The sequence below is a fragment of the Roseinatronobacter bogoriensis DSM 18756 genome (genome assembly GCF_004366635.1).
GTDB classification, from domain to species: Bacteria; Pseudomonadota; Alphaproteobacteria; order Rhodobacterales; family Rhodobacteraceae; genus Roseinatronobacter; species Roseinatronobacter bogoriensis.
Genome location: NZ_SORN01000006.1, coordinates 53,846 through 75,257, shown reverse-complemented (window position 1 = coordinate 75,257; position 21,412 = coordinate 53,846). Strand labels below are relative to the sequence as shown.

At 60.6% G+C, this 21,412-nt stretch carries 20 protein-coding genes and 1 tRNA gene; 9 read left to right on the top strand and 12 right to left on the bottom strand.

What is annotated here, in order from left to right:
* Nucleotides 1-125: 125 nt before the first annotated feature.
* Nucleotides 126-1,634, top strand: a complete 1,509-nt coding sequence (locus EV660_RS13240; RefSeq protein ID WP_071479004.1) for a divergent polysaccharide deacetylase family protein — start codon at nucleotides 126-128, stop codon at nucleotides 1,632-1,634.
* A 259-nt stretch (nucleotides 1,635-1,893) separates the two neighbouring features.
* Nucleotides 1,894-1,980, top strand: a tRNA-Leu gene (locus EV660_RS13235).
* 2 nt (nucleotides 1,981-1,982) lie between these two features.
* On the opposite strand, the gene EV660_RS13230 is transcribed toward EV660_RS13235, so the two are convergent.
* The 3 genes from EV660_RS13230 to EV660_RS13220 all read right to left on the bottom strand — a co-directional run bounded on the left by EV660_RS13230 (nucleotide 1,983) and on the right by EV660_RS13220 (nucleotide 4,617).
* Complete coding sequence (locus EV660_RS13230; RefSeq protein ID WP_071479005.1) at nucleotides 1,983-2,489, bottom strand: L,D-transpeptidase family protein; 507 nt, start codon at nucleotides 2,487-2,489, stop codon at nucleotides 1,983-1,985.
* 85 nt (nucleotides 2,490-2,574) lie between these two features.
* Entirely contained in the window at nucleotides 2,575-3,372 is a 798-nt protein-coding gene (locus EV660_RS13225) for an ion transporter (RefSeq protein ID WP_071479006.1), read from the bottom strand.
* Nucleotides 3,373-3,408: 36 nt separating this feature from the next.
* Nucleotides 3,409-4,617: a class I SAM-dependent RNA methyltransferase gene (locus tag EV660_RS13220; RefSeq protein WP_071479007.1), complete on the bottom strand. Its 1,209-nt coding sequence runs from the start codon at nucleotides 4,615-4,617 to the stop codon at nucleotides 3,409-3,411.
* 33 nt (nucleotides 4,618-4,650) lie between these two features.
* On the opposite strand from EV660_RS13220, the gene EV660_RS13215 reads away from it, so the two are divergent.
* Complete coding sequence (locus tag EV660_RS13215) at nucleotides 4,651-4,899, top strand: hypothetical protein (RefSeq protein ID WP_071479008.1); 249 nt, start codon at nucleotides 4,651-4,653, stop codon at nucleotides 4,897-4,899.
* Between the two features lie 5 nt (nucleotides 4,900-4,904).
* Here the strand turns inward: EV660_RS13215 and EV660_RS13210 are convergent, their stop codons facing one another.
* From EV660_RS13210 to EV660_RS13190, 5 genes are all read right to left on the bottom strand, one after another.
* Complete coding sequence (locus EV660_RS13210; RefSeq protein ID WP_071479085.1) at nucleotides 4,905-6,809, bottom strand: ABC transporter ATP-binding protein; 1,905 nt, start codon at nucleotides 6,807-6,809, stop codon at nucleotides 4,905-4,907.
* A gap of 64 nt (nucleotides 6,810-6,873) precedes the next feature.
* Nucleotides 6,874-8,007 (bottom strand): CCA tRNA nucleotidyltransferase, encoded by a 1,134-nt coding sequence (locus EV660_RS13205; protein WP_071479009.1) that lies wholly within the window; start codon nucleotides 8,005-8,007, stop codon nucleotides 6,874-6,876.
* Nucleotides 7,998-8,603, bottom strand: coding sequence for a CoA pyrophosphatase (locus EV660_RS13200; protein WP_071479010.1), 606 nt, complete (start codon nucleotides 8,601-8,603; stop codon nucleotides 7,998-8,000). The genes EV660_RS13205 and EV660_RS13200 overlap by 10 nt, the downstream gene beginning before the upstream one ends.
* Nucleotides 8,593-9,540: an Hsp33 family molecular chaperone HslO gene (gene hslO, locus EV660_RS13195; protein ID WP_071479011.1), complete on the bottom strand. Its 948-nt coding sequence runs from the start codon at nucleotides 9,538-9,540 to the stop codon at nucleotides 8,593-8,595. Before hslO ends, EV660_RS13200 begins: the two co-directional genes overlap by 11 nt.
* A gap of 242 nt (nucleotides 9,541-9,782) precedes the next feature.
* Nucleotides 9,783-11,075 (bottom strand): SpoIIE family protein phosphatase, encoded by a 1,293-nt coding sequence (locus EV660_RS13190; RefSeq protein ID WP_232727374.1) that lies wholly within the window; start codon nucleotides 11,073-11,075, stop codon nucleotides 9,783-9,785.
* 189 nt (nucleotides 11,076-11,264) lie between these two features.
* Here EV660_RS13190 and EV660_RS13185 point away from each other — a divergent pair, with 189 nt between their 5' ends.
* On the top strand, nucleotides 11,265-11,603 hold the full coding sequence (locus EV660_RS13185) for an Hpt domain-containing protein (protein ID WP_071479087.1): 339 nt from the start codon (nucleotides 11,265-11,267) through the stop codon (nucleotides 11,601-11,603).
* A gap of 19 nt (nucleotides 11,604-11,622) precedes the next feature.
* On the opposite strand, the gene ilvA is transcribed toward EV660_RS13185, so the two are convergent.
* Genes ilvA through EV660_RS13170 form a run of 3 tightly spaced genes read right to left on the bottom strand, consistent with a single transcriptional unit; the run spans nucleotide 11,623 to nucleotide 14,627 of the window.
* Complete coding sequence (ilvA, locus tag EV660_RS13180; RefSeq protein WP_071479088.1) at nucleotides 11,623-12,870, bottom strand: threonine ammonia-lyase IlvA; 1,248 nt, start codon at nucleotides 12,868-12,870, stop codon at nucleotides 11,623-11,625.
* A complete protein-coding gene (locus EV660_RS13175) occupies nucleotides 12,867-13,292 on the bottom strand; it encodes an acyl-CoA thioesterase (protein ID WP_071479012.1) in 426 nt (141 codons plus the stop codon). Before EV660_RS13175 ends, ilvA begins: the two co-directional genes overlap by 4 nt.
* Nucleotides 13,293-13,307: 15 nt before the next feature.
* Complete coding sequence (locus tag EV660_RS13170) at nucleotides 13,308-14,627, bottom strand: sodium-dependent transporter (RefSeq protein WP_071479013.1); 1,320 nt, start codon at nucleotides 14,625-14,627, stop codon at nucleotides 13,308-13,310.
* Between the two features lie 119 nt (nucleotides 14,628-14,746).
* On the opposite strand from EV660_RS13170, the gene EV660_RS13165 reads away from it, so the two are divergent.
* The 5 genes from EV660_RS13165 to EV660_RS13145 all read left to right on the top strand — a co-directional run bounded on the left by EV660_RS13165 (nucleotide 14,747) and on the right by EV660_RS13145 (nucleotide 20,547).
* Nucleotides 14,747-15,976 carry an argininosuccinate synthase gene (locus EV660_RS13165; protein WP_071479014.1) on the top strand — a complete coding sequence of 410 codons (1,230 nt, stop codon included), beginning with the start codon at nucleotides 14,747-14,749 and terminating at the stop codon, nucleotides 15,974-15,976.
* Nucleotides 15,977-16,055: 79 nt separating this feature from the next.
* Nucleotides 16,056-17,570: a 2,3-bisphosphoglycerate-independent phosphoglycerate mutase gene (gpmI, locus tag EV660_RS13160; RefSeq protein ID WP_071479015.1), complete on the top strand. Its 1,515-nt coding sequence runs from the start codon at nucleotides 16,056-16,058 to the stop codon at nucleotides 17,568-17,570.
* Nucleotides 17,567-18,673 carry a murein hydrolase activator EnvC family protein gene (locus EV660_RS13155; RefSeq protein WP_071479016.1) on the top strand — a complete coding sequence of 369 codons (1,107 nt, stop codon included), beginning with the start codon at nucleotides 17,567-17,569 and terminating at the stop codon, nucleotides 18,671-18,673. Before gpmI ends, EV660_RS13155 begins: the two co-directional genes overlap by 4 nt.
* A 57-nt stretch (nucleotides 18,674-18,730) precedes the next feature.
* Nucleotides 18,731-20,065: a S41 family peptidase gene (locus tag EV660_RS13150; protein ID WP_071479017.1), complete on the top strand. Its 1,335-nt coding sequence runs from the start codon at nucleotides 18,731-18,733 to the stop codon at nucleotides 20,063-20,065.
* Nucleotides 20,062-20,547 carry an RNA pyrophosphohydrolase gene (locus EV660_RS13145; protein ID WP_071479018.1) on the top strand — a complete coding sequence of 162 codons (486 nt, stop codon included), beginning with the start codon at nucleotides 20,062-20,064 and terminating at the stop codon, nucleotides 20,545-20,547. The genes EV660_RS13150 and EV660_RS13145 overlap by 4 nt, the downstream gene beginning before the upstream one ends.
* Nucleotides 20,548-20,579: 32 nt before the next feature.
* Here EV660_RS13145 and nikR read toward each other — a convergent pair whose 3' ends face one another.
* Nucleotides 20,580-21,050 carry a nickel-responsive transcriptional regulator NikR gene (gene nikR, locus EV660_RS13140; protein ID WP_071479019.1) on the bottom strand — a complete coding sequence of 157 codons (471 nt, stop codon included), beginning with the start codon at nucleotides 21,048-21,050 and terminating at the stop codon, nucleotides 20,580-20,582.
* Between the last annotated feature and the right edge of the window lie 362 nt (nucleotides 21,051-21,412).

The window sequence follows — 21,412 nt, the reverse complement described above, 5'->3', positions numbered from 1 at the left end:
ATAGGCCAAGGTCAAGGGCGCGCGGCCCATTCCGTTTGCTCCGCGCGTGTATTTGTGGAAGAATCACCTGCGACCGTGCAGTATAGCCGCGGGGCAGGCGTTGATTTGAGAATAAGAGGCAAAGAGTGAACAGCAGTCTTCTTGCAGGTTTGGCCGTGGGCGCGGGTGTCGTTGTGGCCGGGGTCATAGCAACCACCGTCATGTTCCCACCTGTGCCAACGGCGCAGGTCAGCGACAGCGCCGCGCAGCAACAGGCCCAGCCGGAAGCCGAGACTGTCATCCTTCAGCCGCCGATGGAAGACCAACCTGCCGCGCCAGACGACACCCCCACTGTTCTGGGCGATGGGCTGATCGTCGAAGATGCAACCGAGACGCCTATGCCCGAGGATATGGCGACTGATGATGTTGCAACAGACGATATGGCGACTGATGATGTGGCGGCAGACGATGCTGTGACAGATGAGCCAGTTTCCGAAGATTCTGCGCCTGAGGTTGCGGAAACTGTCGATTTGCCTGAAACCGAGGTCACGACCGAAGATACGGACGCCCTTGCCGATGCTTCCGAAAGCGACGTGCCCCTAGCAGAGCACCGCCCAGAGGTCGATCAAGACGGTGCCCCGGCGACCGAGGCATTGTCAGAGGATGGCGCACCTGAAGCGCCGGGTGCCGAAGATCAGCCTGAAAGATCATCTCTGCCGACCGCAATCGCATCTGTCCCGCAGGCGGATGCGGGGGTCGGCGGTGACCAGTTCCAGCCCCCTGCGCCCATTGCGCCAGTGGATGACGCGCCAGAGGCCAGCATCGGCCCCGACGCCGACACCTCCGAAGAACAGCTTCCCGAGGTTGAGCTGCAAGCCATGCCCGGAATGCGCGTGTCCGGTCTGCCCCTGATTGGCGAGGGGTCAGATGCGCCCATCGTTGTCGATCAATCCCCTTTGCCACAGGTGGACCAGCGGCCCGCATTGCTGCGCAACTCGCTGTATCAGCCCGGGGATAGCGCGGGCAACAAGATGGCCATCATCCTGTTGGATGAGGGTCTGCCAATGCCTATACGGCGTGATCTGGCCGCGCTTGAATACCCATTCACGGTAGCATTGAACCCAATGGACAGCAGCGCGACCGAGGCGGCAGAAATATATCATGCGGCTGGCAAGGAAGTGGTCATCCTTGCAGCTGACCTGCCATCGGGTGCCACCGCATCTGATCTTGATGTATCGCTGAATGCCTATTTTTCTGCACTACCACTGGCCGTGGGGGTGATGGACCTGCCAGAGAACGGCTTTGCCCGCAACGCAGGATTGCTGCGTGAGGTGTTGCCAGTATTGGGACAGGACGGGCATGGTCTTTTGACATTCGCGGGCGGTTTGACACAGGCCGCGCGCGCCTCTGACGCGGCAGGCATTGCACATTCCGAAATATTCCGGGTTCTGGATGCAGGAAATGAGAATGCCTTTACCATCCGGCGCTTTCTTGACCGCGCCGTGTTTCAGGCCGCCCAGATTGGTCAGGTGATCGTTTTTGGCAATGCCTCCAACGAAGACACCCTTGAAGCTATCGAAATGTGGCGTGAGGAGCGGCGCAGCGGTCAAGTCACGCTTGTGCCTGTTTCGGCTATCCTGTTGCAGAACGACTAATCGTCATCACCTGATACAAGCTATACAGTGACAATTTCGACGGTTTTGAGGACCATGACGCGCGCAGAGGCAAGGTCTTCAGCTCGCCCCCGCTGCCCGGCGTCATGCGGTTTCGTTCCCGGTGCAGCCATCATGGGGTGATCTTGCGAAGCTGACCCATTCCAAGCATGGCGAAACCTTGTGTCCGGTGCCGAACGACCATGCTGTCACACTCTGGGCTTGAAGCTGCCAGCGCCACGGTCTAGACCACTGCAACGCTGGCCGCTTGCTGGAACTGGTAGACAGACCGGACTTAAAATCCGTTGCTCGCAAGGGCGTGTGGGTTCGACTCCCACAGCGGCCACCAGCTTAGGGATATATGCGAATTGGCGTGCCGTCGCGCACCATAGCATAAATGTCTTCCATTTCGCGGTCGGACACAGCGATACAGCCATCTGTCCAATCACCGCGCGCGCGTTGAAATTCCGGGCCGCGCCCGTGAATGAAGATATCGCCGCCGGGTTTCCAGCCGTTTTCCTTGGCGCGTTCCTTGTCTGCCTCATTCGGGTAATCAATTCCGATTGACAGGTGGAACCGGCTGTTGGGGTTGCGCCGGTCGATGATGTAATCCCCTTCCGGGGTGCGACGGTCGCCCTCACGCTCCTTATGGCCATTGGGGTTTCCGCCCAAGTCCACACGGAAGCTGCGCAACAACTGATTATGGTGCCAGAGGTCCATTCGCCGGGTTGCCTTGTGCACGACAACCTGCGTGACCTCCGGGCCGTTATAGGTGCGGAATTTGCTTGGGGGGGCCTTGCTGCAAGATGCCACGACAGCGACCAGCGCCAGCGCGGCGAAGACACGGAAAAAGAACATTATGACTGCCTCAGGATTTTTCCAACAACAATGCCTGAAGGGCCAGCTTCTGCCAAGTCCTGTTGAATGCACGATCACGGGTATGTCATTCGGCAGGCGGTGTCTTGTCGCTCCCTTCGGCATTCAGGCGGGCCTCGATCGCCGCAAGGCGCCTGAGCACCTCGTCGCGGTAATCTTCGGTTGCCTGATTGCTTTCGGCGGCATGGGCGTCCTGCATCGAATTGACGATCAGACCGACCAGCAGGTTCACCACGGCAAAGGTCGTGACCATGATGAAGGGCACAAAGAAAGCCCATGCATAAGGATAGGCTTCCATCACAGGGCGCACAATTCCCATCGACCAGGATTCCAGCGTCATGATCTGGAACAGCGTATAGGCCGAATTGCCCAGATCGCCGAACCAGTCCGGGAAGCTGTCCTGAAACAGCTTCGTGGCCATGACCGCGCCGATATAGAACAACATTCCCATCAGCAAAAACACCGACCCCATGCCGGGCAGGGCCTTGATGAACCCCTCAACCACCCGGCGCAGATTCGGGCTGACCGACACAACGCGCAACAAACGCAGAATACGCAACGCCCGCAACACACTGAATGTTTGCGCGCCCGGTAGCAGCGATATACCGACGATCAGAAAGTCGAAGATATTCCAGCCCGAGCGCCAGAATTGCCCGCGCTGGGCATGAAGTTTCAGCAGCAACTCGACGACGAAGATGGTCAGGCATGCCGTATCCAGCCCGATGATCAGCGGCCCTGCGACCCCCATCAGCGTGTCCGATGTCTCCATCCCCAACAGGATCGCGTTGAAGATGATTACAACGATAATCCCGTTCCGCACCCAAGGCTGGTCCAGAAATGCGGCAGTTTTTTCACGGCTTAACATACGCGCCCCCAATTTTCGGCTGTAGGGCGCGATATGCTATCTTGTGAACCGGGCTGCAAGCTCCACATGGGGGCTGAAGCGGAATTGATCGACCATTTGCACCCATTCAAGGCGATAGCCGCCCGCAATCAGCAATTTCGCATCGCGTGCAAAGGTGGCTGGATTGCAGGACACAGCCGCAATCCGCTTGATGGGCGAGTCCGCCAGCGCATTGCTTTGCGCCTCGGCACCGGCGCGGGGCGGGTCGATGACGGCTGCGTCAAATTTGGTCAGTTCGGCTGGCAGCATCGGGCGGCGGAACAGATCGCGCGCCTCATGGGTGATGCGTTTAAGGCCCGTCGCCTGCCGCCAGCCCGCATCCAGCGCGCGCAACATCTCGGCCTCGCCCTCGACCGCGTGGACTTCCGCACGTTCTGCCAAGGGGATGGCAAAGGTGCCACAGCCTGCGAACAGGTCCAGAATATGGGCCGCATCGCCCAACGCGTCCAGCACGGCGGCCTGTAGGGCGCGCTCTGCCTGTTTGGTCGCTTGCAAGAATGCGCCGGGGGGCGGGGCGATCAGCGCCCGCCCGATTTGGTGAAACGGGGGCCGCGCCTGCGCGATCACCTCATCCGCCCATGCCAGCCGTGCAAGCCCGGCCTGTCCCGCCCATTGGCCCAGTTCTGCGCGCATCTTGTCATCAAGCGGCTTGCCGCCCGTGACCGCCAGATCAAGCCCCGCATCCGACCGTGTCAGCGACAGTGACAGCGTGGTTTTGCGTGCCCCAAACCGTGCGGTCAGGTCTTCCAGCAGCGGCAGGGCAGCGGTCAGGTCCGGGTGCAGAATCAGGCATTCAGGCACGGGCGTGATCACATCTGACGCGCGGGCGTGAAACCCCACCAATGCGCCTTTCTTCAGCCTGCGGCCTGCAAAACCGGCACGTCTGCGGCTGTGCAGTGGCGAGATATGTGGCATGCGAAACTCTGCCGATAGCCCCTGCGCGGCCAGCGCCTGCCGGATCACGCCTTCTTTCCATTCGGTCACAAAATCGGGCTGCGCATGTTGAAGCGCGCAGCCGCCGCAATTGCGATAATGCGGGCAGGGCGCCTTGATGCGCAGCGGTGAGGGGGTCAGGATGCGCGGCGCTTCTATCCGACCCTGCACAATTTCACCGGTGACAACTTCACCGGGCAAACTGCGCGGTACAAAGACCGGCCCTTCGGCAATGCCGTCGCCATGATGGCCAAGACGGGTAATTGTGAACATGAAGCCTCTGTCTAACGTGTCTAACATGCTGTCTTGTCGAAGTTTTCGGGCCTGCACACCTTGGCGGGTGCGGCGCGGTGCGGTGGTCTTATCATGGTGCTGCGTGACAGACAAAGCTTCCTTGATGTCATCGTGACAGGGTGTTCTGTGCGCCTTTCAGGCAAATCTGCCGCTGCCATGCTTGCCTTGCGCGGCTACCCCTTGCGCACAGATCTGAATTCTGGCGGGTTTGAGCAGTATAATGTGCGACATAGCCAGCTTTGCATTACCCGCGTCACCTAGCCCGCTTATGCGCCTTCCTCGGCTGCCATGTCGGCGTCATCATCAAAGCCCAGAAATCCGCCTGATTGCCGCGCCCAGAACCGGGCATAGGTGCCGCCCGCTGCCAGCAGATCATCATGCGTGCCCTGTTCGATGATATGGCCATCATCCAGCACGATGATGCGGTCCAGCTTGGCAATTGTTGACAGCCGGTGCGCGATGGCCAGCACGGTCTTGCCTTCCATCAGCGGCTCCAGCGCGTCCTGAACGGCGGCCTCGACTTCGGAATCCAGCGCCGATGTCGCCTCGTCCAGCACCAGTATCGGCGCATTTTTCAGGAATGCGCGGGCAAGAGCGATGCGCTGGCGCTGCCCGCCGGACAGGCGTACGCCACGTTCGCCCAGATGCGCATCATATCCGCGCCGCCCTTCATGATCTTGTAATTCCAGAATAAATTCATGCGCCTCTGCCGCACGGGCGGCTTGCTCGACCTCGGCCAATGTCGCATCCGGACGGCCATAGCGGATATTTTCAAAGGCAGAGCGGTTGAACATCGCGGTTTCCTGCGTGACCATTGCGATATTGCGCCGCAAGCTTTCCTGCGTCACCTGCCGGATGTCCTGCCCGTCAATGGTGATGCGCCCGTCTTCCACGTCATATAGCCGCAGCAGCAGCGCCACGAGCGTCGATTTGCCCGCGCCAGATGCGCCGACAATCCCGATCTTTTCGCCCGGTGCGATTTTCAGCGCCAACCCTTCCACCCCGCCAGTCTGGCGGCCATAGGCAAAACTGACGTTGTCAAAGTGCAGCGCCCCGTTCACGCGCCCCAGCTCGACAGCATTGGCCGCATCTTGCAGGTTCGAAGGCTTGGTCAGGGTTTTCATGCCATCCTCGACCTCGCCCAGATTGCCGTAAATCGCCATCAGCACGAAACTGACCCAGCCTGTCATCTGCGCGATGCGGATCGCGACCGCGCCTGCCGCCGCAATCGCCCCCGGTGTTGCCTGTCCCAGCATCCACAGCCATAACGTACCGCCAATCAGCAGTACCGGCAGCACACCGGCCACCACCATCAGCCAGAAGCGGAACCACGCCTGCACCTCGCCAAATTCCACGGCACGGTCGCGAAACACACCCATCGCGTTCAGCGCGGCGCGATCCTCGAAATCGGAATGGGCAAACAGCTTGACGGTCTTGATATTGGTGATCGTATCCACCACCTGCCCGCTGACCTGCGCGCGCGCCCCCGCCCGCGCGCCAGAGCGTTTGCGCACCTGTGGCAGGAAATAGCGGATCAACGCCAGATACCCCACCAGCCAGATGGTGAGCGCCAGCGCGATCCGTGCATCAATCGTCAGCAGCAAAATGACCGACCCGATGATCGAGGCCAGCGCGAAAGCCATCGTATTGATCGTTTCATTCGCCACATCGGTCAGCGCACGCGCTGTCTGAACCTGTTTTTGCGCAATCCGGCCTGCAAAGTCGTTGTCGAAAAACGTGACCGGCTGGCCCAATGTCCAGCGGTTCAGCCGCGATTGCACCAGAACATAGACATTTGGCTGCACCACGATCGAATTGGCCGCTGAAGACAGACCAAAGGCGACAGGGCGCAAGATGATGAAGAAGAAAATGAAACTGACCACCAGCCACTTATGCTGGGCCAGAAACGCGGTCGGGCCTGTTTCCACCACCGCGTCAATAATCATCCCCAGTAGCAGGGCCGAGATGACCTCGGTCGTGCCGACCAGTGCCGAAATCACGGCCGCCACCAGCAAGACCGGCCATGCGCCGCGCACCGACCACAGAATAAAGGCCCAAAGGCTGCGCGGTGGCGCAGATGGCGCGCGTTCGAAAGCGTTGATCAGCCCGGCCAGCCGCTGCGCAGGACCGGGCCGGTTTTCTTCTGTGAAGTCTTCGCTCTGTGTGGTCAGCTTTTGTAACACAACGCCCCCAATCCTGATGCCAGATATAGGGGCGGCGCGGGCCAAAGGCCAGTCAGCCCAGCAACTCTGCCTTGCTCAGGGTGAAATTTGAGGCGATCCAGCGTTCTTCCAGCGCGCGCAACTGCGCGCCGAGTTCCGGCCCTTGCAGATGCGGCAAATCCTGTGCGCGCAACGGAAAGCGCGCCGCCGCGCCGCGTGCGATGCTGTCTAGAAAATCGGCGGGCAAGGGCGTTTCAAACAGGGCCGCACGCGCCAGCACCACATTGCGCGCGATCCCTTCGCCCAGTCGATAGGCCATCTCTGCCGCCGGGGTCATTTTGGCCAGCGCCGCGCGCATCTTGTCCAAGTCGCGCGCCTCGCGCCGGGTCAGGCGCAAGTGGTCGGTCTGGCCGCCCAGAACCAGCAAACGGCGCAGCCAGTCCGGCGCGATGCCCGCTTCCAGATGTACCAGCACTGCCAGCGCGTCCGGCTGCGCGCCCGGCAATATGTGCGCCAGCGCCCCGCATTGCGCCATTGCGCCAACTGCGGGGGCGGGGTCGGTCGCGGAAAGCAGCTTGCGCATCTCGGCCCCGATCCGCTCATGGGAAAGCCGGTCCAACCCCTCAACCCCAGCCGCACAGGCGGCCAGCGCATCGGGGTCCAGCCCCTGCGCCGGGTCGCCATATTGCGCATGAAAGCGGAAAAATCGCAGGATGCGCAGGTAATCTTCGCGGATGCGTGCAGTCGCATCGCCCACAAAGCGTACGCGCCGTGCGTGCAAATCTGGCAAGCCCCCGAGAGGGTCCAGCACCGTGCCGTCTGCGCGGGCATAAAGCGCATTCATGGTGAAATCGCGCCGCGTGGCATCTTCGCGCAGGTCGCTGGAGAAGGCGACAGTGGCATGTCGGCCATGTGTTTCGACATCGCTGCGAAAGGTGGTCACCTCAAAGCCTTGCCCGTCGGCCACCAATGTCACCGTGCCATGTTCGATTCCAGTCGGCACCGCGCGCAAACCCGCAGTTTCAGCAAGTGACATGACTGTTTCGGGCCGCGCATCGGTCGCAATGTCAATATCGGTCACAGACACGCCTATCAGCGCATTGCGCACACATCCGCCCACCACATAGGCCTGATACCCCGCCGCCGAGATCAGATGCAGCACGTCTTGCGGTGCGGCGGCGTGCAGCCATGCGTCCTTTATCTGCACGGCCCCGTCCTTTCGGCCAGACCGCGCAGAATGCGCGCCGTGGCCCCCCAAATGTAATACGGCCCCCAAGGCACGATATAATAGTTGCGCCAGGTGCCCCGCCAGATGCGCCGTTCCACGCGGAAACGCGCGGGGTCGGTGACATGGGCAAGGGGGGCGGCAAAAATCTCTGCCACCTCTCCGGGGTCGGGGCGCGGGGTGAACTCGCGCGTGATCTCAGCCAGAATGGGCGTGACCATGAACCCGGTCACGGTTTCATGCGCGGGAAGGGCGCCCAAGACCTCTACCGCGTCGGCGGGCAGGCCGATTTCCTCTTCGGCTTCGCGCAGGGCGGTGGCGACAAGGTCTGCATCGCCCTTGTCCTGCCGCCCGCCGGGAAAGGCGATCTGGCCGGGGTGATTGCGCAGATGCGACGCGCGCTTGGTCAGCACAAGGCGCGGCCCATCCGGCGTGCGCGACACCCCCACCAGTACCGCAGCCGGGCGCAAGACACGGTTTTGCGGCAGCACAATGCCCGGGTTGAGGTCAAAGTCGCTTGACCCTTGCCATGGAACGGCAACTGCGCGGCGCAACTGATCGATTGCGTCACTCGTCATTGCCCTTCGCCTCGAAACCCAGTTCGGCAGGGTCCATCACATAATGCGCCCCGCAAAACTGGCAGTCGGCGGTCACGGTCCCTTCGGGGGTGGTCATGGTCGAAATATCCTTGGCCGAATAGATCGACAGGCTTTGACGCACCTTATCTTCTGAACAGGAACAGCCGAAATGCACCGCTTGCGGGTCAAAGACGCGGGGCGCTTCTTCATGGAACAGCCGCAACAGCAATTCAGGCGGCTGCACATTTGGGCCAACCAGTTCCAGATCTTCGACCGTGTCCAGCAGCAGATTGGCGCGTGACCAATCTTCGGCGATGTTTTCACCCTCGCGCGGGCTGCTGCCCGAGGCTTGGGGCATATGTTGCAGCATCACGCCACCAGCGCGCCATTTCTCTGGCTGGCCGGGCAAGATTGCGCGCCCAAAGCTTAGTTCAAACCGCGTGGGCAACTGTTCGGATTGGTCGAAATAGGTTTCGGCGCAATCGGACAAGGATGTGCCCGCAATCGGTGTGATCCCCTGATACGGCGTCATATCCGGGCCTTGGTCGATCAGAATTGCAAAATAACCTTTGCCAATCTGTTCGAACGCGGGGCCGTTTGGGGCAACGCGTTCTTTGTCGAAACTGGCATAGGCGCGGATGCGCGCGGGCGCGCCGTCTTCCGACGGGGCATAGTAGTCGGTCGCAATCAGCCGGATTGGCCCACTGCCGCGCACCTGTACCGATAGCCGCCAGCGCAGCTTGATTGTCTGGCCGATCATCGCGGTCAGCAGCGTGGCTTCGGCAATAAGCGCCTCGACCGCGGGGGGGTAGTCGTGGCGTGCAAGCACCCGCTCCAATGCGGTATCCAGCCGCGCGACCCGGCCGCGAATATCGCTGCGATCCAGCTGGAAGGGCAGGACAGTGTCATCCCAGGCGATCTGTGCGCCGAAGCTCATATAGGTTTTCCTTGTCTTGTCCGGCAGGCGGGCTGCCGCGTGTCTGGCCCCTCCATATAGGAAGTCACGCCCAAGGGCCAAGTGCGATCCCGGCTTTGTCTTGGCTAAGGGGCTGGGGCAGGGACAAAATGCACAGCCTGTACGCCATTTCTGCGCAAGCAAGCACGCGCTTGCGGAAATGTCGCCGTGACGGCGCGCCCACGCCATCAGGCTTGACCCCGGTGACCCGCGCGCAGCCCGGTTCAGTCGCTGACTGGCACCCCGCGATAGAACCGCGCTGGCGCTTCCTCGATCTGCTGTGCCTGATCAAATTCCAGCAACGCGCCCGAGACATCATCATCAAACTCGTCTTTGCCCGCCCAGCGCATCAATTCCCATTTCAGCGCATCGACAAATTCGACCCCTTTCAGATGGGCCAGCTTTTCAAGGGCCGATCTAAGGCCATCTTCGCCGAATTCCTCGGAATTGGGGTTGGTGCATTCGGTTATCCCGTCGCTGTATAACAGCAAGCGGTCCCCCGGTTTCAGTTGTGCCTCGATCGTGGCGAAGCTGGCATTCGGGATCAACCCGATGGGCAGCCCCCCTTCACCAATATAGTCAATCTGGCCATCTGCCCGCTGAATGACAGGGTGCGGGTGGCCCGCCTGAACCAGCCGCAACCTGCCGGTTTGCAGGTCAATATCGGCATAGGCGATGGTCAGATAGGTTTCTGTATCGAATTCTTCCAGCATCAGTTCATTGATGCGCGCCGCCACTTCATGCGGGTCGCCTGCCCGGGGTTTGCCGGTTCGGGGATCACGGATCACCACAATATTCTGATGGTGTTCGCCCCCGGAAAACAGCCCTGCAACGCGGGCACCCAGCATGGCCGCAGCGACCCCATGCCCCGATACGTCAATCGCATAGACCCCGATTCGCGCCGTCGAGATGATGAACGTGCCCACCATATCCCCGCCAACATGGCCTGAGGATTGCAACAGCAGTGACAAGGTGCTGCCACCCAGGTCGTGATGTCGTTTGCGGATCAGCGATTGTTGCAATCTGCGCGCTTCCATCAGGTCGCGATCCACCGCATCATAGAGTTTTTGCAGCTCATCAAGCGCGGCGCGGACTTCACGCTCCATCGCAAGCAGACGTTCCCCGGCGGCAATTCTTGCGCGTAATTCCACAGGGGAAACAGGCTTGGGCAGGAAGTCATCCGCGCCAACATTCAGCCCTTCGGCCACAGCGGTCTTGTCGTTTTTCGACGTCAGCAGAATAAAGTAGCTGTACCGTTCCCCCTGTTCGGCACGAAAGTTGCGGCAGAATTCCAGCCCATCCATGCCGGGCATGACCCAGTCCGACAGGATAAGGTCGAAATGCTGCCTTGCGCAGGCCTCCAGCGCTTCGAGGCCGGATGCGGCCTCGCAAGTCTGATAGCCCCAGCCCTGCAGATGCCGGGCAAAGGTCATCCGCTGTGCGCGACTGTCATCAACGATCAACGCGCATTTGCGCGACTCAGCAGTGATGGAGGGGTTCTTGATTCTATGCGCCACGCAACTGGACCCGGAAAACTAACTATTGTGCACTCTCTTGCTCTTTGTGTTTTCGCAGGGCTTTCTTAAGCAGCCGTAAAGCTGGCATGCGTTGCGCGCACTTTCTTTTCTCTGTTTTGAGACCATTTGCGTAAGGGGACGTTAGGAAACTTATGACATATGTTCTGCGCAAAACTGGAAAGGCGATACATGATCAACTGGGCGCATGTTGCAGAACTTTATGCTGAATTTGGCGAAGACGCTTTTGTGGAGGTGCTTCAGGTTTTCATGTCCGAGGTCACGGAGGGCCTTGCCACGCTGGCGGCGGCCCAATCGCCCGCCGAACACCGCGAGTCGTTTCATTTCCTGAAAGGGGCCGCGCTGAATCTTGGCTTCGAGGAAGTGGCGGCCCTGTGTGACGAAGGAGAAATCCGCGCCGAAAGCCGCGCCGATTTCATTGAGCAGAAGGCGCAGATCATGATCCTGTTCCCGTCCACTTTTGCCCAGTTCGAACAAACGTGGCGCGACAGGATTGCACTTGCCGGGTAGAGACGGGCCCTGCAATCAGTCAGATCACAAATCCCGCAATCACATCATCATCAGTGATATCGGTGAACCTGAAACCCTTGGCGGACATGCGCGCAAACAGGCTGTCGAAATTCTCTGGTCGGTGCGTCTCGATCCCGATCAGGACAGTCCCGAAATTGCGCGCGGTTTTTTTCAGATACTCAAACCTTGCGATATCATCCTCTGGCCCTAGTGTTTCCAGAAAATCGCGCAAGGCGCCGGGGCGCTGGGGCAGGCGCAGCATCAGGTATTTCTTGGTGCCCATATGGCGCATTGCACGTTCTTTGACCTCTGGCAAGCGCTCAAAATCGAAATTGCCCCCCGATGTCAGGCAGACAACCGTCTTGCCAGCCAGCTCCGCGCCAAGGGCGGGCAGGATATCGACAGCCAGCGCGCCAGCAGGTTCCAGCACAATCCCTTCGACATTCAGCATCTCCAGCATCGTGACACAGATGCGGTTCTCTGGTGCGATCAGCAGATGGGCCGGGTCAATCCGGTGCAGGTGTTGAAACGTGCGCGCCCCGATCCGCGCGACAGAGGCCCCGTCCACAAAGCTGTCCAGCCGCTCCAGCGTGACCGGCTTCCCTGCGGCAAGCGCGGCTTGCAGACTGGCCCCGCCCATCGGCTCGACATAGCGCAGGGCAGTTTCCGCGCCTGTCTCTGTCAGGTAGCGGGTGACGCCTGCACTCAAGCCCCCCCCGCCAACTGGCAGGATCACCATATCCGGTGCATGGCCCAACTGCTCCAGCATCTCGACCGCGACACTGGCCTGTCCCTCGATCACATCATCATCATCAAACGGCGACAGGAAATGCGCGCCCTGTTCGGTGCAATAGTCCTGTGCCGCTGACAGGGCCTGATCGAAAATATCGCCGATCAGCGTTATCTCGACCTGATCGCCGCCAAAGGTGCGGGTCTTCATGATTTTCTGCTGCGGCGTGGTCACCGGCATGAAGATCGTGCCCTTCACCCCGAAATGACGGCAGGCAAAAGCCACGCCCTGCGCATGATTGCCCGCACTGGCGCACACAAAATGGCGCTGGTCGGGATGGGTCGCAAGGCGCTTGCGCATCGCATTGAATGCGCCGCGTATCTTGTAGCTGCGCACGGGGCTAAGGTCTTCGCGCTTCAGCCAGATATCCGCGCCGAAACGCTTGGACAGATGCGCATTGCGTGCCAGCGGCGTGGCCTCGAATACCGCGCGCATATCAGTGGTGGCGGCCTGCGCGGCCTTGGCAAATTCGCTCATTGCGCGCCCATCCATGTTTCAAGCTGCGCGCGCACAGCCGCCGGCATGGGGGCTGATTTGCGTGTTTGCGGGTCAAATATCACTTCGACAAGATCATAGGTGGCGTGCAGCGCGCCCGTATCTGCATGCAGCATGCGCAAATGAAAGCTGCAACTTTTGGTGCCCAGCTTCTCGACACAGCCATCTATAACGATCAGGTCGCCAGCCGTCAGTTCCTGCACAAAGCGCGTGGTCGCCTGCGCGGTCACCAGATGCACGCCATGCTGTGCCTGCATGTCGCGATAGGCCAGCCCCAACCGCGTCCAGAGGTGATAGGTCGCATCATCGAAAAACGGCGCATAATGGCGCACATTCATATGCCCGAAATGGTCGTGATGCCACGGGTGGACCACCCCGCGCAAAAGCTCCAGCCGTTTGGTCATCGCGCAATTCCTTGTTCAGTCTGCCCCTGATACCAGCCGCCAGACAAGAAACGCAACTGCCGCGAAAGGCAGGCTGCGCCCGACGATAAAGATCCGCCATGACCACCAGCGGCTTTTGGCGCCCAACGCATAGACCACGCGCGCAGGCGGCAGCACCCAGCACAGCAGCCCCGCACCGATCACCCCTGAGGCGATGATGACATTTGTGCCGCCAAACTGGTCAAGAAAATCCAGAAACGGCATTCCTGCCACGGTCAATTGCACCGGGCTGAAACTCAGGGCAGATGGCAGGCCAAGGCCGAACATCAGTGCCGCAGTCACACCGACGGCGCGCGCATTGGACAGGCGCAACTCTTCGGCAAAGGCCGCGATAATGACTTTCAGCCCCGCCAGACAACTGGAAAAGGCTGCCGCAAAAAACATGCCGAAAAAGGCGATGGCCAGCCAGATGCCAATTTCCATTTCGTCAAAAACGCGCGGCAGGGTCGAGAAGGCCAGCTCACTGCCTGCGCCGGGATCCATCCCGTAGGAGAAGACAAAAGGAAAGATCATCCAGCCCGCCAGAAGCGCAATACTTGTTTCCGTAGCTGCAACAATAAGGGTTGCTCGCGGCACATTGGTCTTGCGTGGGATGTAACTGCCATAGGTGACCAGATAGCCCTGACCAATCGCCAGCGTGTAGAAGGCCTGACCAAAAGCGAAAAACCACAATTCCGGCGCGCGCAGGGCGCCTGCCTCCCATGTTGTCATGAAGGCCACCGCCTCTGACCAGCCGGGCATGGTTGCTGCCACACCGACCAGGGCCGCGATCATCACCACCAGAAGCGGCATCAGCAGTTTGGACAGCGCCTCGATCGCGCGCACCCCGCGCAACAGAACCACCCCGGCAAGGGCCGTGACAATCAGGAAATACCAGACAGAGTTATATCCCGCCGTGAAGTCATCGAAATCCTGCAATTCCAGACGAACGGCATCGACGGCATATCCCAGTGTCCAACCGGTGATGACCAGATAATAGCTGGTGATCACGATGGTCAGCAAAACCACAGCCCAGCCATACACAACGCCCAACCGTGTTGCGCCGCGATAGGTGGTGACGACTGACCCTTGCCGCAAGCGCCCGGCGGCAACTTCCAGCATCATGATCGGCATCGCCACCACAACCAGCGCCAGCAGATAGGCGACAATAAACGCCGCCCCGCCATTCTCACCCACCATATAGGGAAAACGCCACAGGTTCCCCAGCCCTACCGCGGCCGCTGCCATCGAAAAGACAAAGGCCGGTTCGGATGACCATTGCTTGCGGTTTTGCTGCTCCAAGTGTCGTGCGACCATGTCCCCTCCTGCTTGCACATACCTATGAGCGCCGCCACGGGTTTCAATCGCGCCCCCTTGCCCATAGGCAGCAAAGCCAATAGACGGTTGCCAAACCGCAAAGTGTGACCGGAGCCACCATGACCAAAGCCCCCAAGAAAGTCGTGCTTGCCTATTCGGGCGGGCTGGATACCTCGATCATCCTCAAATGGCTCAAGACTGAATATGACTGCGAAGTGGTCACATTCACCGCCGATCTGGGGCAGGGTGAGGAACTGGAACCCGCGCGCGCCAAGGCTGAGATGCTGGGTATCGCCTCGGAAAACATCTTCATCGAAGACCTGCGCGAAGAATTCGTGCGCGATTTCGTCTTCCCCATGTTCCGTGCCAATGCACTTTATGAGGGGCTCTATCTGCTGGGCACCTCGATCGCGCGCCCGCTTATCTCCAAGCGTCTGGTCGAGATTGCGGCCCAGACCGGGGCCGATGCCGTTGCGCATGGCGCAACTGGCAAGGGCAATGATCAGGTGCGGTTCGAACTGTCCGCCTATGCGCTCAACCCTGAAATCAAGGTCATCGCGCCTTGGCGCGAATGGGACCTGACCTCGCGCACGCGCTTGCTGGAATTCGCAGAGGCCAACCAGATCCCTATCGCCAAGGACAAGCGCGGCGAAGCGCCCTTCTCGGTCGATGCGAACCTGCTGCACACTTCGTCCGAAGGCAAGGTGCTCGAAGATCCTGCGGTGGATGCGCCCGATTATGTCTATCAGCGCACCGTGAACCCCGAAGACGCGCCCGACCAGCCCGAAATTGTCGAAATCACCTTTGAGAAGGGTGATGCGACCGCGATCAACGGGCAGGCGATGTCGCCCGCCACCATCCTGACCGAACTCAACGCCTTGGGCGGCAAGCACGGTATCGGGCGGCTCGATTTCGTGGAAAACCGCTTTGTCGGCATGAAGTCGCGCGGAATCTACGAAACCCCCGGCGGCACCCTGCTGCTAGAGGCGCATCGCGGGATTGAACAGATCACCCTCGACAGTGGTGCGGGCCATTTGAAAGATTCGATCATGCCGCGCTATGCGGAACTGATCTATAACGGTTTCTGGTTCTCGCCCGAGCGCGAGATGTTGCAGGCGCTGATCGACAAATCTCAGGAACATGTCAGCGGGACTGTGCGTTTGAAACTGTACAAGGGGCATGTGCGCACCATCGGGCGCTGGTCTGATCACAGCCTGTATTCCGAGGCGCATGTGACATTCGAGGAAGATGCTGGTGCTTACGACCAGAAAGACGCGGCAGGCTTCATCCAGCTTAACGCGTTGCGCCTCAAGCTGATTGCGGCGCGCAACCGTCGCCTGAAGGGCTGAGCGGGCACATTTTCTTGCCCCAAATACTCCCGCCGGAGGCAGGCTTGCCCCCGGCGCCACGCCAGACCGGGGGACCGACATGACCAAACCCGTTGTTTTGTGCATCCTTGATGGCTGGGGTCTGAGTGCCGCACGCGAAGGCAATGCGGTTGCTCAGGCAGATACCCCGAATTTTGACCGCGTGATGCGCGACTGCCCCAATGCCAGCCTGATCACACATGGCCCCGATGCAGGGCTGCCCACAGGGCAGATGGGCAATTCCGAAGTGGGGCATACCAATATCGGCGCGGGGCGTGTTGTTGCGATGGACCTTGGCCAGATAGATCTGGCCATCGAGGATGGCAGCTTCGCCGAAAACCCGGCGCTTTCCGGTTTTATCGAGAAAATGCAAGAAACCGGCGGCACAGCGCATCTTTTTTCGGTTGTTTCCGACGGCGGCGTGCATGGCCATGTTGAACATTTGAAAGCGGCGATCAAGGCTTTGACGCAGGCAGATGTTCCTGTGGTGATCCACGCCATCACGGATGGGCGCGACGTCGCGCCCAAAAGTGCCGATACATTCATTGCCAATCTGCAATCCGCTTTGCCCCCGACGGCGCAGATTGGCACTGTGATCGGGCGCTACTGGGCGATGGACCGTGACAACCGCTGGGACCGGGTTGAACGCGCCTGGCGTGCCATCATCCGCGCAGAGGGCGAGGCAGCGCCCAGTGCATCTGATGCGGTCGCGGCAGCCTATGCCCGCGACGAGACGGATGAATTCATCGCGCCGACAATCGTGGCTGGCTATGGCGGGGCCAAACCCGGCGACGGGCTGTTTTGCCTGAATTTCCGCGCCGACCGCGCGCGTGAAATTCTGGCCGCGCTTGGCGCGCCCAGCTTCAACGGGTTTGACCGTGGCGCGCCGCCCAACTGGTCAGCCATGCTGGGAATGGTCGAATATTCTGACGCCCATAACGCCTTCATGCGCACCGCCTTTCCCAAACGCGAGATCGTGAATACGCTGGGTGCATGGGTCGCGGCGCATGGTCTGCGCCAGTTCCGTCTGGCCGAGACAGAGAAATACCCGCATGTGACCTTTTTCCTTAATGGTGGCAAGGAAAACGCCGAGCAGGGCGAGGCGCGGCACATGCCCTCCAGCCCCAAGGTTGCCACTTATGACCTGCAACCCGAAATGGCCGCGCCCGAAGTCACCGCAAAGCTGGTCGAGGTGATTGGCGAAGGCTATGACCTGATCGTGGTCAATTTCGCCAATCCTGATATGGTCGGCCATACTGGCGACCTGCACGCCGCCATCCGCGCTTGCGAGGCGGTGGATGCCGGGCTTGGCGCTGCACTGGAGGCGCTTGGCAAGCGCGGTGGGGCAATGCTGCTGACTGCCGATCATGGCAATTGCGAACAGATGATCGACCCGCAAACCGGCGGCGCGCATACAGCGCATACGCTCAACCCTGTGCCTGTCGCGTTGATCGGTGGGCCAGCCGGGGCAGGGCTGCGCAAGGGGCGTCTGGCAGATGTTGCCCCCACCATTCTGGACCTGATGGGGCTGGAGCAACCGCCCGAGATGACAGGCGAAAGCCTGATCATGCGATGATCCGGCAGGCGCTGCTGACAGGGGCATTATGCCTGTTCTGGTCCGGCGTTTCTGCGCTTGCTGATCCTGCCGAACGTGCGATGGACGCGGCGCGCGCCTTGGAAGCGGCCAGTGCCGCGATGCAGGCCGCCAGCAGCGGGCGCAACCAGATCAGCGCGCTCAGCCAGACCATACAGGCCTATGAGGACGGGCTGGTTGCGCTGCGTGACGGGTTGCGCGATGCCCAGTTGCGCGAGGCCGCGCTTGAGCGTGAATTCGCCGCGCGCAGCGAGGAGATGTCGCGCCTGCTTGCCGTGCTTATGGCGACGGGCCGTGTGGATGAAAGCGTTGCCCTTTTGCACCCACAAGGCGGGCTGGAAACCGCGCGCGCCGCCATGCTGCTGGGAGAGGTGACCCCGCCGCTGGCCCGCGCCGTTACAGACCTGCGCGATTCGCTGGAGGATTTGCGCGCCCTGCGTCGCGCGCGGCAATACGGGTTTCTGGCGCTCGAACAAGGGTTGAGTGTCGCGCAGGAGGCCCGCGTTGCCCTTGCGCAAGCTGTGTCAGATCGCGGACCGTTGCCCAAACGGCTGGTTGATGAGCCTGAGCAGCTGGAGGTTCTGGCCCGCAATGCCCGGACATTGGAAGACTTCGCACAGGAACTGGCGCAAACATCGGCGGCCAGCGATAACCGGCCTGCGGTCACATTTCAGGCCGCCAGAGGGACGCTTGCACCGCCCGTACGCGCCACGATCCTGCACCGCTTCAACCAGCCCGATGCCGCCGGGATTACGCGCCAGGGGCTGGTTCTGGCGACCGCCGCTGATGCGCTTGTCACAGCCCCCTGGTCGGCAACCGTGCGCTATGCGGGGCCGCTGGCCGGGCAGGGCGAGGTGGTGATTCTGGAACCGGCAGAAGCTGTTCTTCTGGTCCTGGCCGGGCTTGGGGAATTGCTGGTCTCTACGGGGGAAATCCTGCCGCTTGGCGCACCGCTTGGCAATATGCCGGGCGGACACAGTCCCGAGATAACATCTGGCAGTCGCAGTCAAACACTCTATTTTGAGCTACGAGAAGGTAGCAACCCCATTGACCCAGAGCCTTGGTTCGCATTCAGTGGGGGCTGAACAGGACGAGGAAAGCGCGCGCTGCCAAAGCGGGCCGGCGCAGGATAGGATAGCGGGATGAAAAGATTTGTCATGGCAGGTATCGGGGGCATTGTTGGCGGTGCTCTTCTTGCGACACAGGTGGCCGGGCCGCTTCTGGCTCAGGAACGGGTGCGCACAACGAATGTTTACGAACAGCTTGACCTGTTTGGCGATGTCTTCGAGCGCATTCGCAACCAATATGTCGAAGAACCTGATACCGCCAAACTGATCGAAGCGGCGATCAACGGCATGCTCATGTCGCTTGACCCACATTCCGGCTACATGCCGCCCGATGATTTCGACGATATGCGCACCCAGACCCGTGGCTCTTTCGGGGGCTTGGGTATTGAGGTGACGCAGGAAGAAGGGTTCATCAAGGTCGTCACCCCGATGGATGGCACCCCGGCCGATGTGGCGGGTGTGGAACCGGGCGACCTGATCACCCATGTCGATGGCGAGTCGTTGATGGGCCTGACTTTGGCGCAGGCGGTGGACCTGATGCGCGGGCCGGTCGGGTCTGAGATTATCGTGACCATTCTGCGTGAAGGGGTGTCCGAACCGTTCGACCTGTCGATCATCCGTGACACCATCCGCCTGCAAGCGGTCCGCGTGCGCACAGAAGGTGATATTGTCGTGCTGCGCGTTACCACGTTTAACGAACAGACCTTTCCAAACCTGCGCGATGGCCTGAATGAGGCGATCGAGGAACTGGGCGGAATGGATCAACTCGGCGGCGTTGTGCTGGATATGCGCAACAATCCCGGCGGCCTGCTGACGCAGGCAATCCGGGTGTCGGATGCGTTTCTTGAACAGGGTGAAATCGTCTCGACCCGTGGTCGCGAAGATGATGCGGGGGAACGGTTCAACGCACAGGCGGGCGATCTGATAGATGGCAAGCCGCTGGTTGTGCTGATCAATGCGGGCTCTGCCTCGGCATCCGAGATTGTGGCCGGTGCCTTGCAGGACCACCGCCGCGCGATTGTCGTGGGCACGCGCAGCTTTGGCAAAGGCTCGGTTCAGACAGTCATGCCATTGCGCGGGGATGGCGCGATCCGTCTGACCACGTCTTTGTATTACACACCCTCGGGCCGGTCTATTCAGGCGCTGGGCGTGTCGCCTGACATTGTGGTGGAACAACCGCGCCGCCAGCCTATCGAGGATGGCGAGGCAGAGGAAGCGCCCCGGACCCGTTCTGAAAACGACCTTCGTGGCCGTCTGGAGAATAACGACATGTCCGAGGATGAGCGCCGCCAGATGGAAGAAGAGCGTCAGAAAGCAGAAGATGTGGCGCGGTTGCGTCAGGAAGATTATCAGCTTGCCTATGCGCTGGATATCCTGCGCGGTCTGACCGCCCTGAACGGTCAGCGATGACGCCTGCGCAAATCGAGAAGCTGCCCTATCGCCCCTGTGTCGGGATTGTTCTGATCAATGCGCAGGGGCTGATCTTTGCGGCACAACGCATAGACAGCCCCACCCCGGCCTGGCAGATGCCTCAGGGCGGGATTGACGCAGGCGAAAATCCGGGCGTGGCGGCCTTGCGAGAGTTGCAGGAAGAAATCAGCGTCACGCCGGATCTGGTCGCCCCCTTGTCCGAGACGCGCGACTGGCTGGCCTATGACCTGCCGCACGAGATTGTGCCGAATATCTGGAACGGTTGCTACAAGGGCCAGCAACAGCGCTGGTTCCTGATGCGCTATCTGGGGCGTGATGATCAGATCAATATCCAGACGGCGCATCCTGAATTCTCGGAATGGCGCTGGATTGCGGCAGATGCGATGCTGCACGCGATTGTCCCTTTCAAACGCCAGATCTACCAGCAGGTGATTGACGAATTCCGCGATTGGCTGGCCTGACACTCCTCGCGCCACTTTGTCATACTCTGGTGTCAGAAGCTGTCTTTGACATGCACATGCTCATGGCTGGTATGCCCATGTCCGTGGTCATGCGCGTGCGCTTTCGTTTCTATCGGGATCAGGAACAGATTGCCGTGTTTCACCCCGCGCTGGCCCAGAACACCGTCGGCATAGGCTTGCAAGGCGGCGATGGGTCCGCGCAGGATTGCTGTTTCCAAACAAGTGTCATGGTCCAGATGAACATGGCTTGTACTGACGCTCAGCGCGTGGTTGTCGTGGTGATGGTGCATCAGGCGGCTGGCCAATTCGCGGGTGTGGTGGTCAAAGACATAGGACAGAACACCCATTGCCTCGCCGTCCTCGGCGGTGCTGCCCGGTTGGCGCAGGGCCGTGCGCAATAGGTCGCGCACAGCTTCAGAGCGGTTGTCATAGCGACGATCCGTAACATAGCGGTCCAGTTCTTCGCATAGGGGGCCGGGCAGAGTGACAGTGACACGTTGCACGCTGGTTTCCTTTCAGGGCAAAGCCTTGGCAACAGGCGGAAAAGCCAAAGCAATCTTGCACATGCACGCTTCGTGTCGCAAGCGGCCTTTGCGCGCCCCAAGCGCTGCCGCCCGGCGCGGGCTTGCCCATGCGCATACGAGAAGCTGTCAGATTTTCAATATTTAGTGTTCGCCACCTGACGAAAGTTTCCAGCGCCACGTGCGATGCTTTTGTGAGAGGTGGCTATGCGGGACTTTGTCGTCATCGCAAAGCCGGGTGCAAAGCCGCGTAGCGTCGGGCCGCGGTGCGGCGATCCAAGGTTTACTCTGTAGCGCTATATGCTGGCCAAGCCCCTGAAAAATTAAATCTTTGCGCTGGTGGC

Coding starts and splice junctions, on each gene's coding strand:
- EV660_RS13175 (WP_071479012.1), bottom strand. CDS start 13,292: ATGACCAAACGGCTGGAGCTTTTGCGCGGGGTGGTCCACCCGTGGCAT.
- EV660_RS13155 (WP_071479016.1), top strand. CDS start 17,567: ATGATCCGGCAGGCGCTGCTGACAGGGGCATTATGCCTGTTCTGGTCC.
- EV660_RS13220 (WP_071479007.1), bottom strand. CDS start 4,617: ATGTTCACAATTACCCGTCTTGGCCATCATGGCGACGGCATTGCCGAA.
- hslO (WP_071479011.1), bottom strand. CDS start 9,540: ATGAGCTTCGGCGCACAGATCGCCTGGGATGACACTGTCCTGCCCTTC.
- EV660_RS13170 (WP_071479013.1), bottom strand. CDS start 14,627: ATGGTCGCACGACACTTGGAGCAGCAAAACCGCAAGCAATGGTCATCC.
- EV660_RS13145 (WP_071479018.1), top strand. CDS start 20,062: ATGACGCCTGCGCAAATCGAGAAGCTGCCCTATCGCCCCTGTGTCGGG.
- EV660_RS13225 (WP_071479006.1), bottom strand. CDS start 3,372: ATGTTAAGCCGTGAAAAAACTGCCGCATTTCTGGACCAGCCTTGGGTG.
- EV660_RS13185 (WP_071479087.1), top strand. CDS start 11,265: ATGATCAACTGGGCGCATGTTGCAGAACTTTATGCTGAATTTGGCGAA.
- EV660_RS13230 (WP_071479005.1), bottom strand. CDS start 2,489: ATGTTCTTTTTCCGTGTCTTCGCCGCGCTGGCGCTGGTCGCTGTCGTG.
- ilvA (WP_071479088.1), bottom strand. CDS start 12,870: ATGAGCGAATTTGCCAAGGCCGCGCAGGCCGCCACCACTGATATGCGC.
- EV660_RS13165 (WP_071479014.1), top strand. CDS start 14,747: ATGACCAAAGCCCCCAAGAAAGTCGTGCTTGCCTATTCGGGCGGGCTG.
- EV660_RS13150 (WP_071479017.1), top strand. CDS start 18,731: ATGAAAAGATTTGTCATGGCAGGTATCGGGGGCATTGTTGGCGGTGCT.
- gpmI (WP_071479015.1), top strand. CDS start 16,056: ATGACCAAACCCGTTGTTTTGTGCATCCTTGATGGCTGGGGTCTGAGT.
- EV660_RS13200 (WP_071479010.1), bottom strand. CDS start 8,603: ATGACGAGTGACGCAATCGATCAGTTGCGCCGCGCAGTTGCCGTTCCA.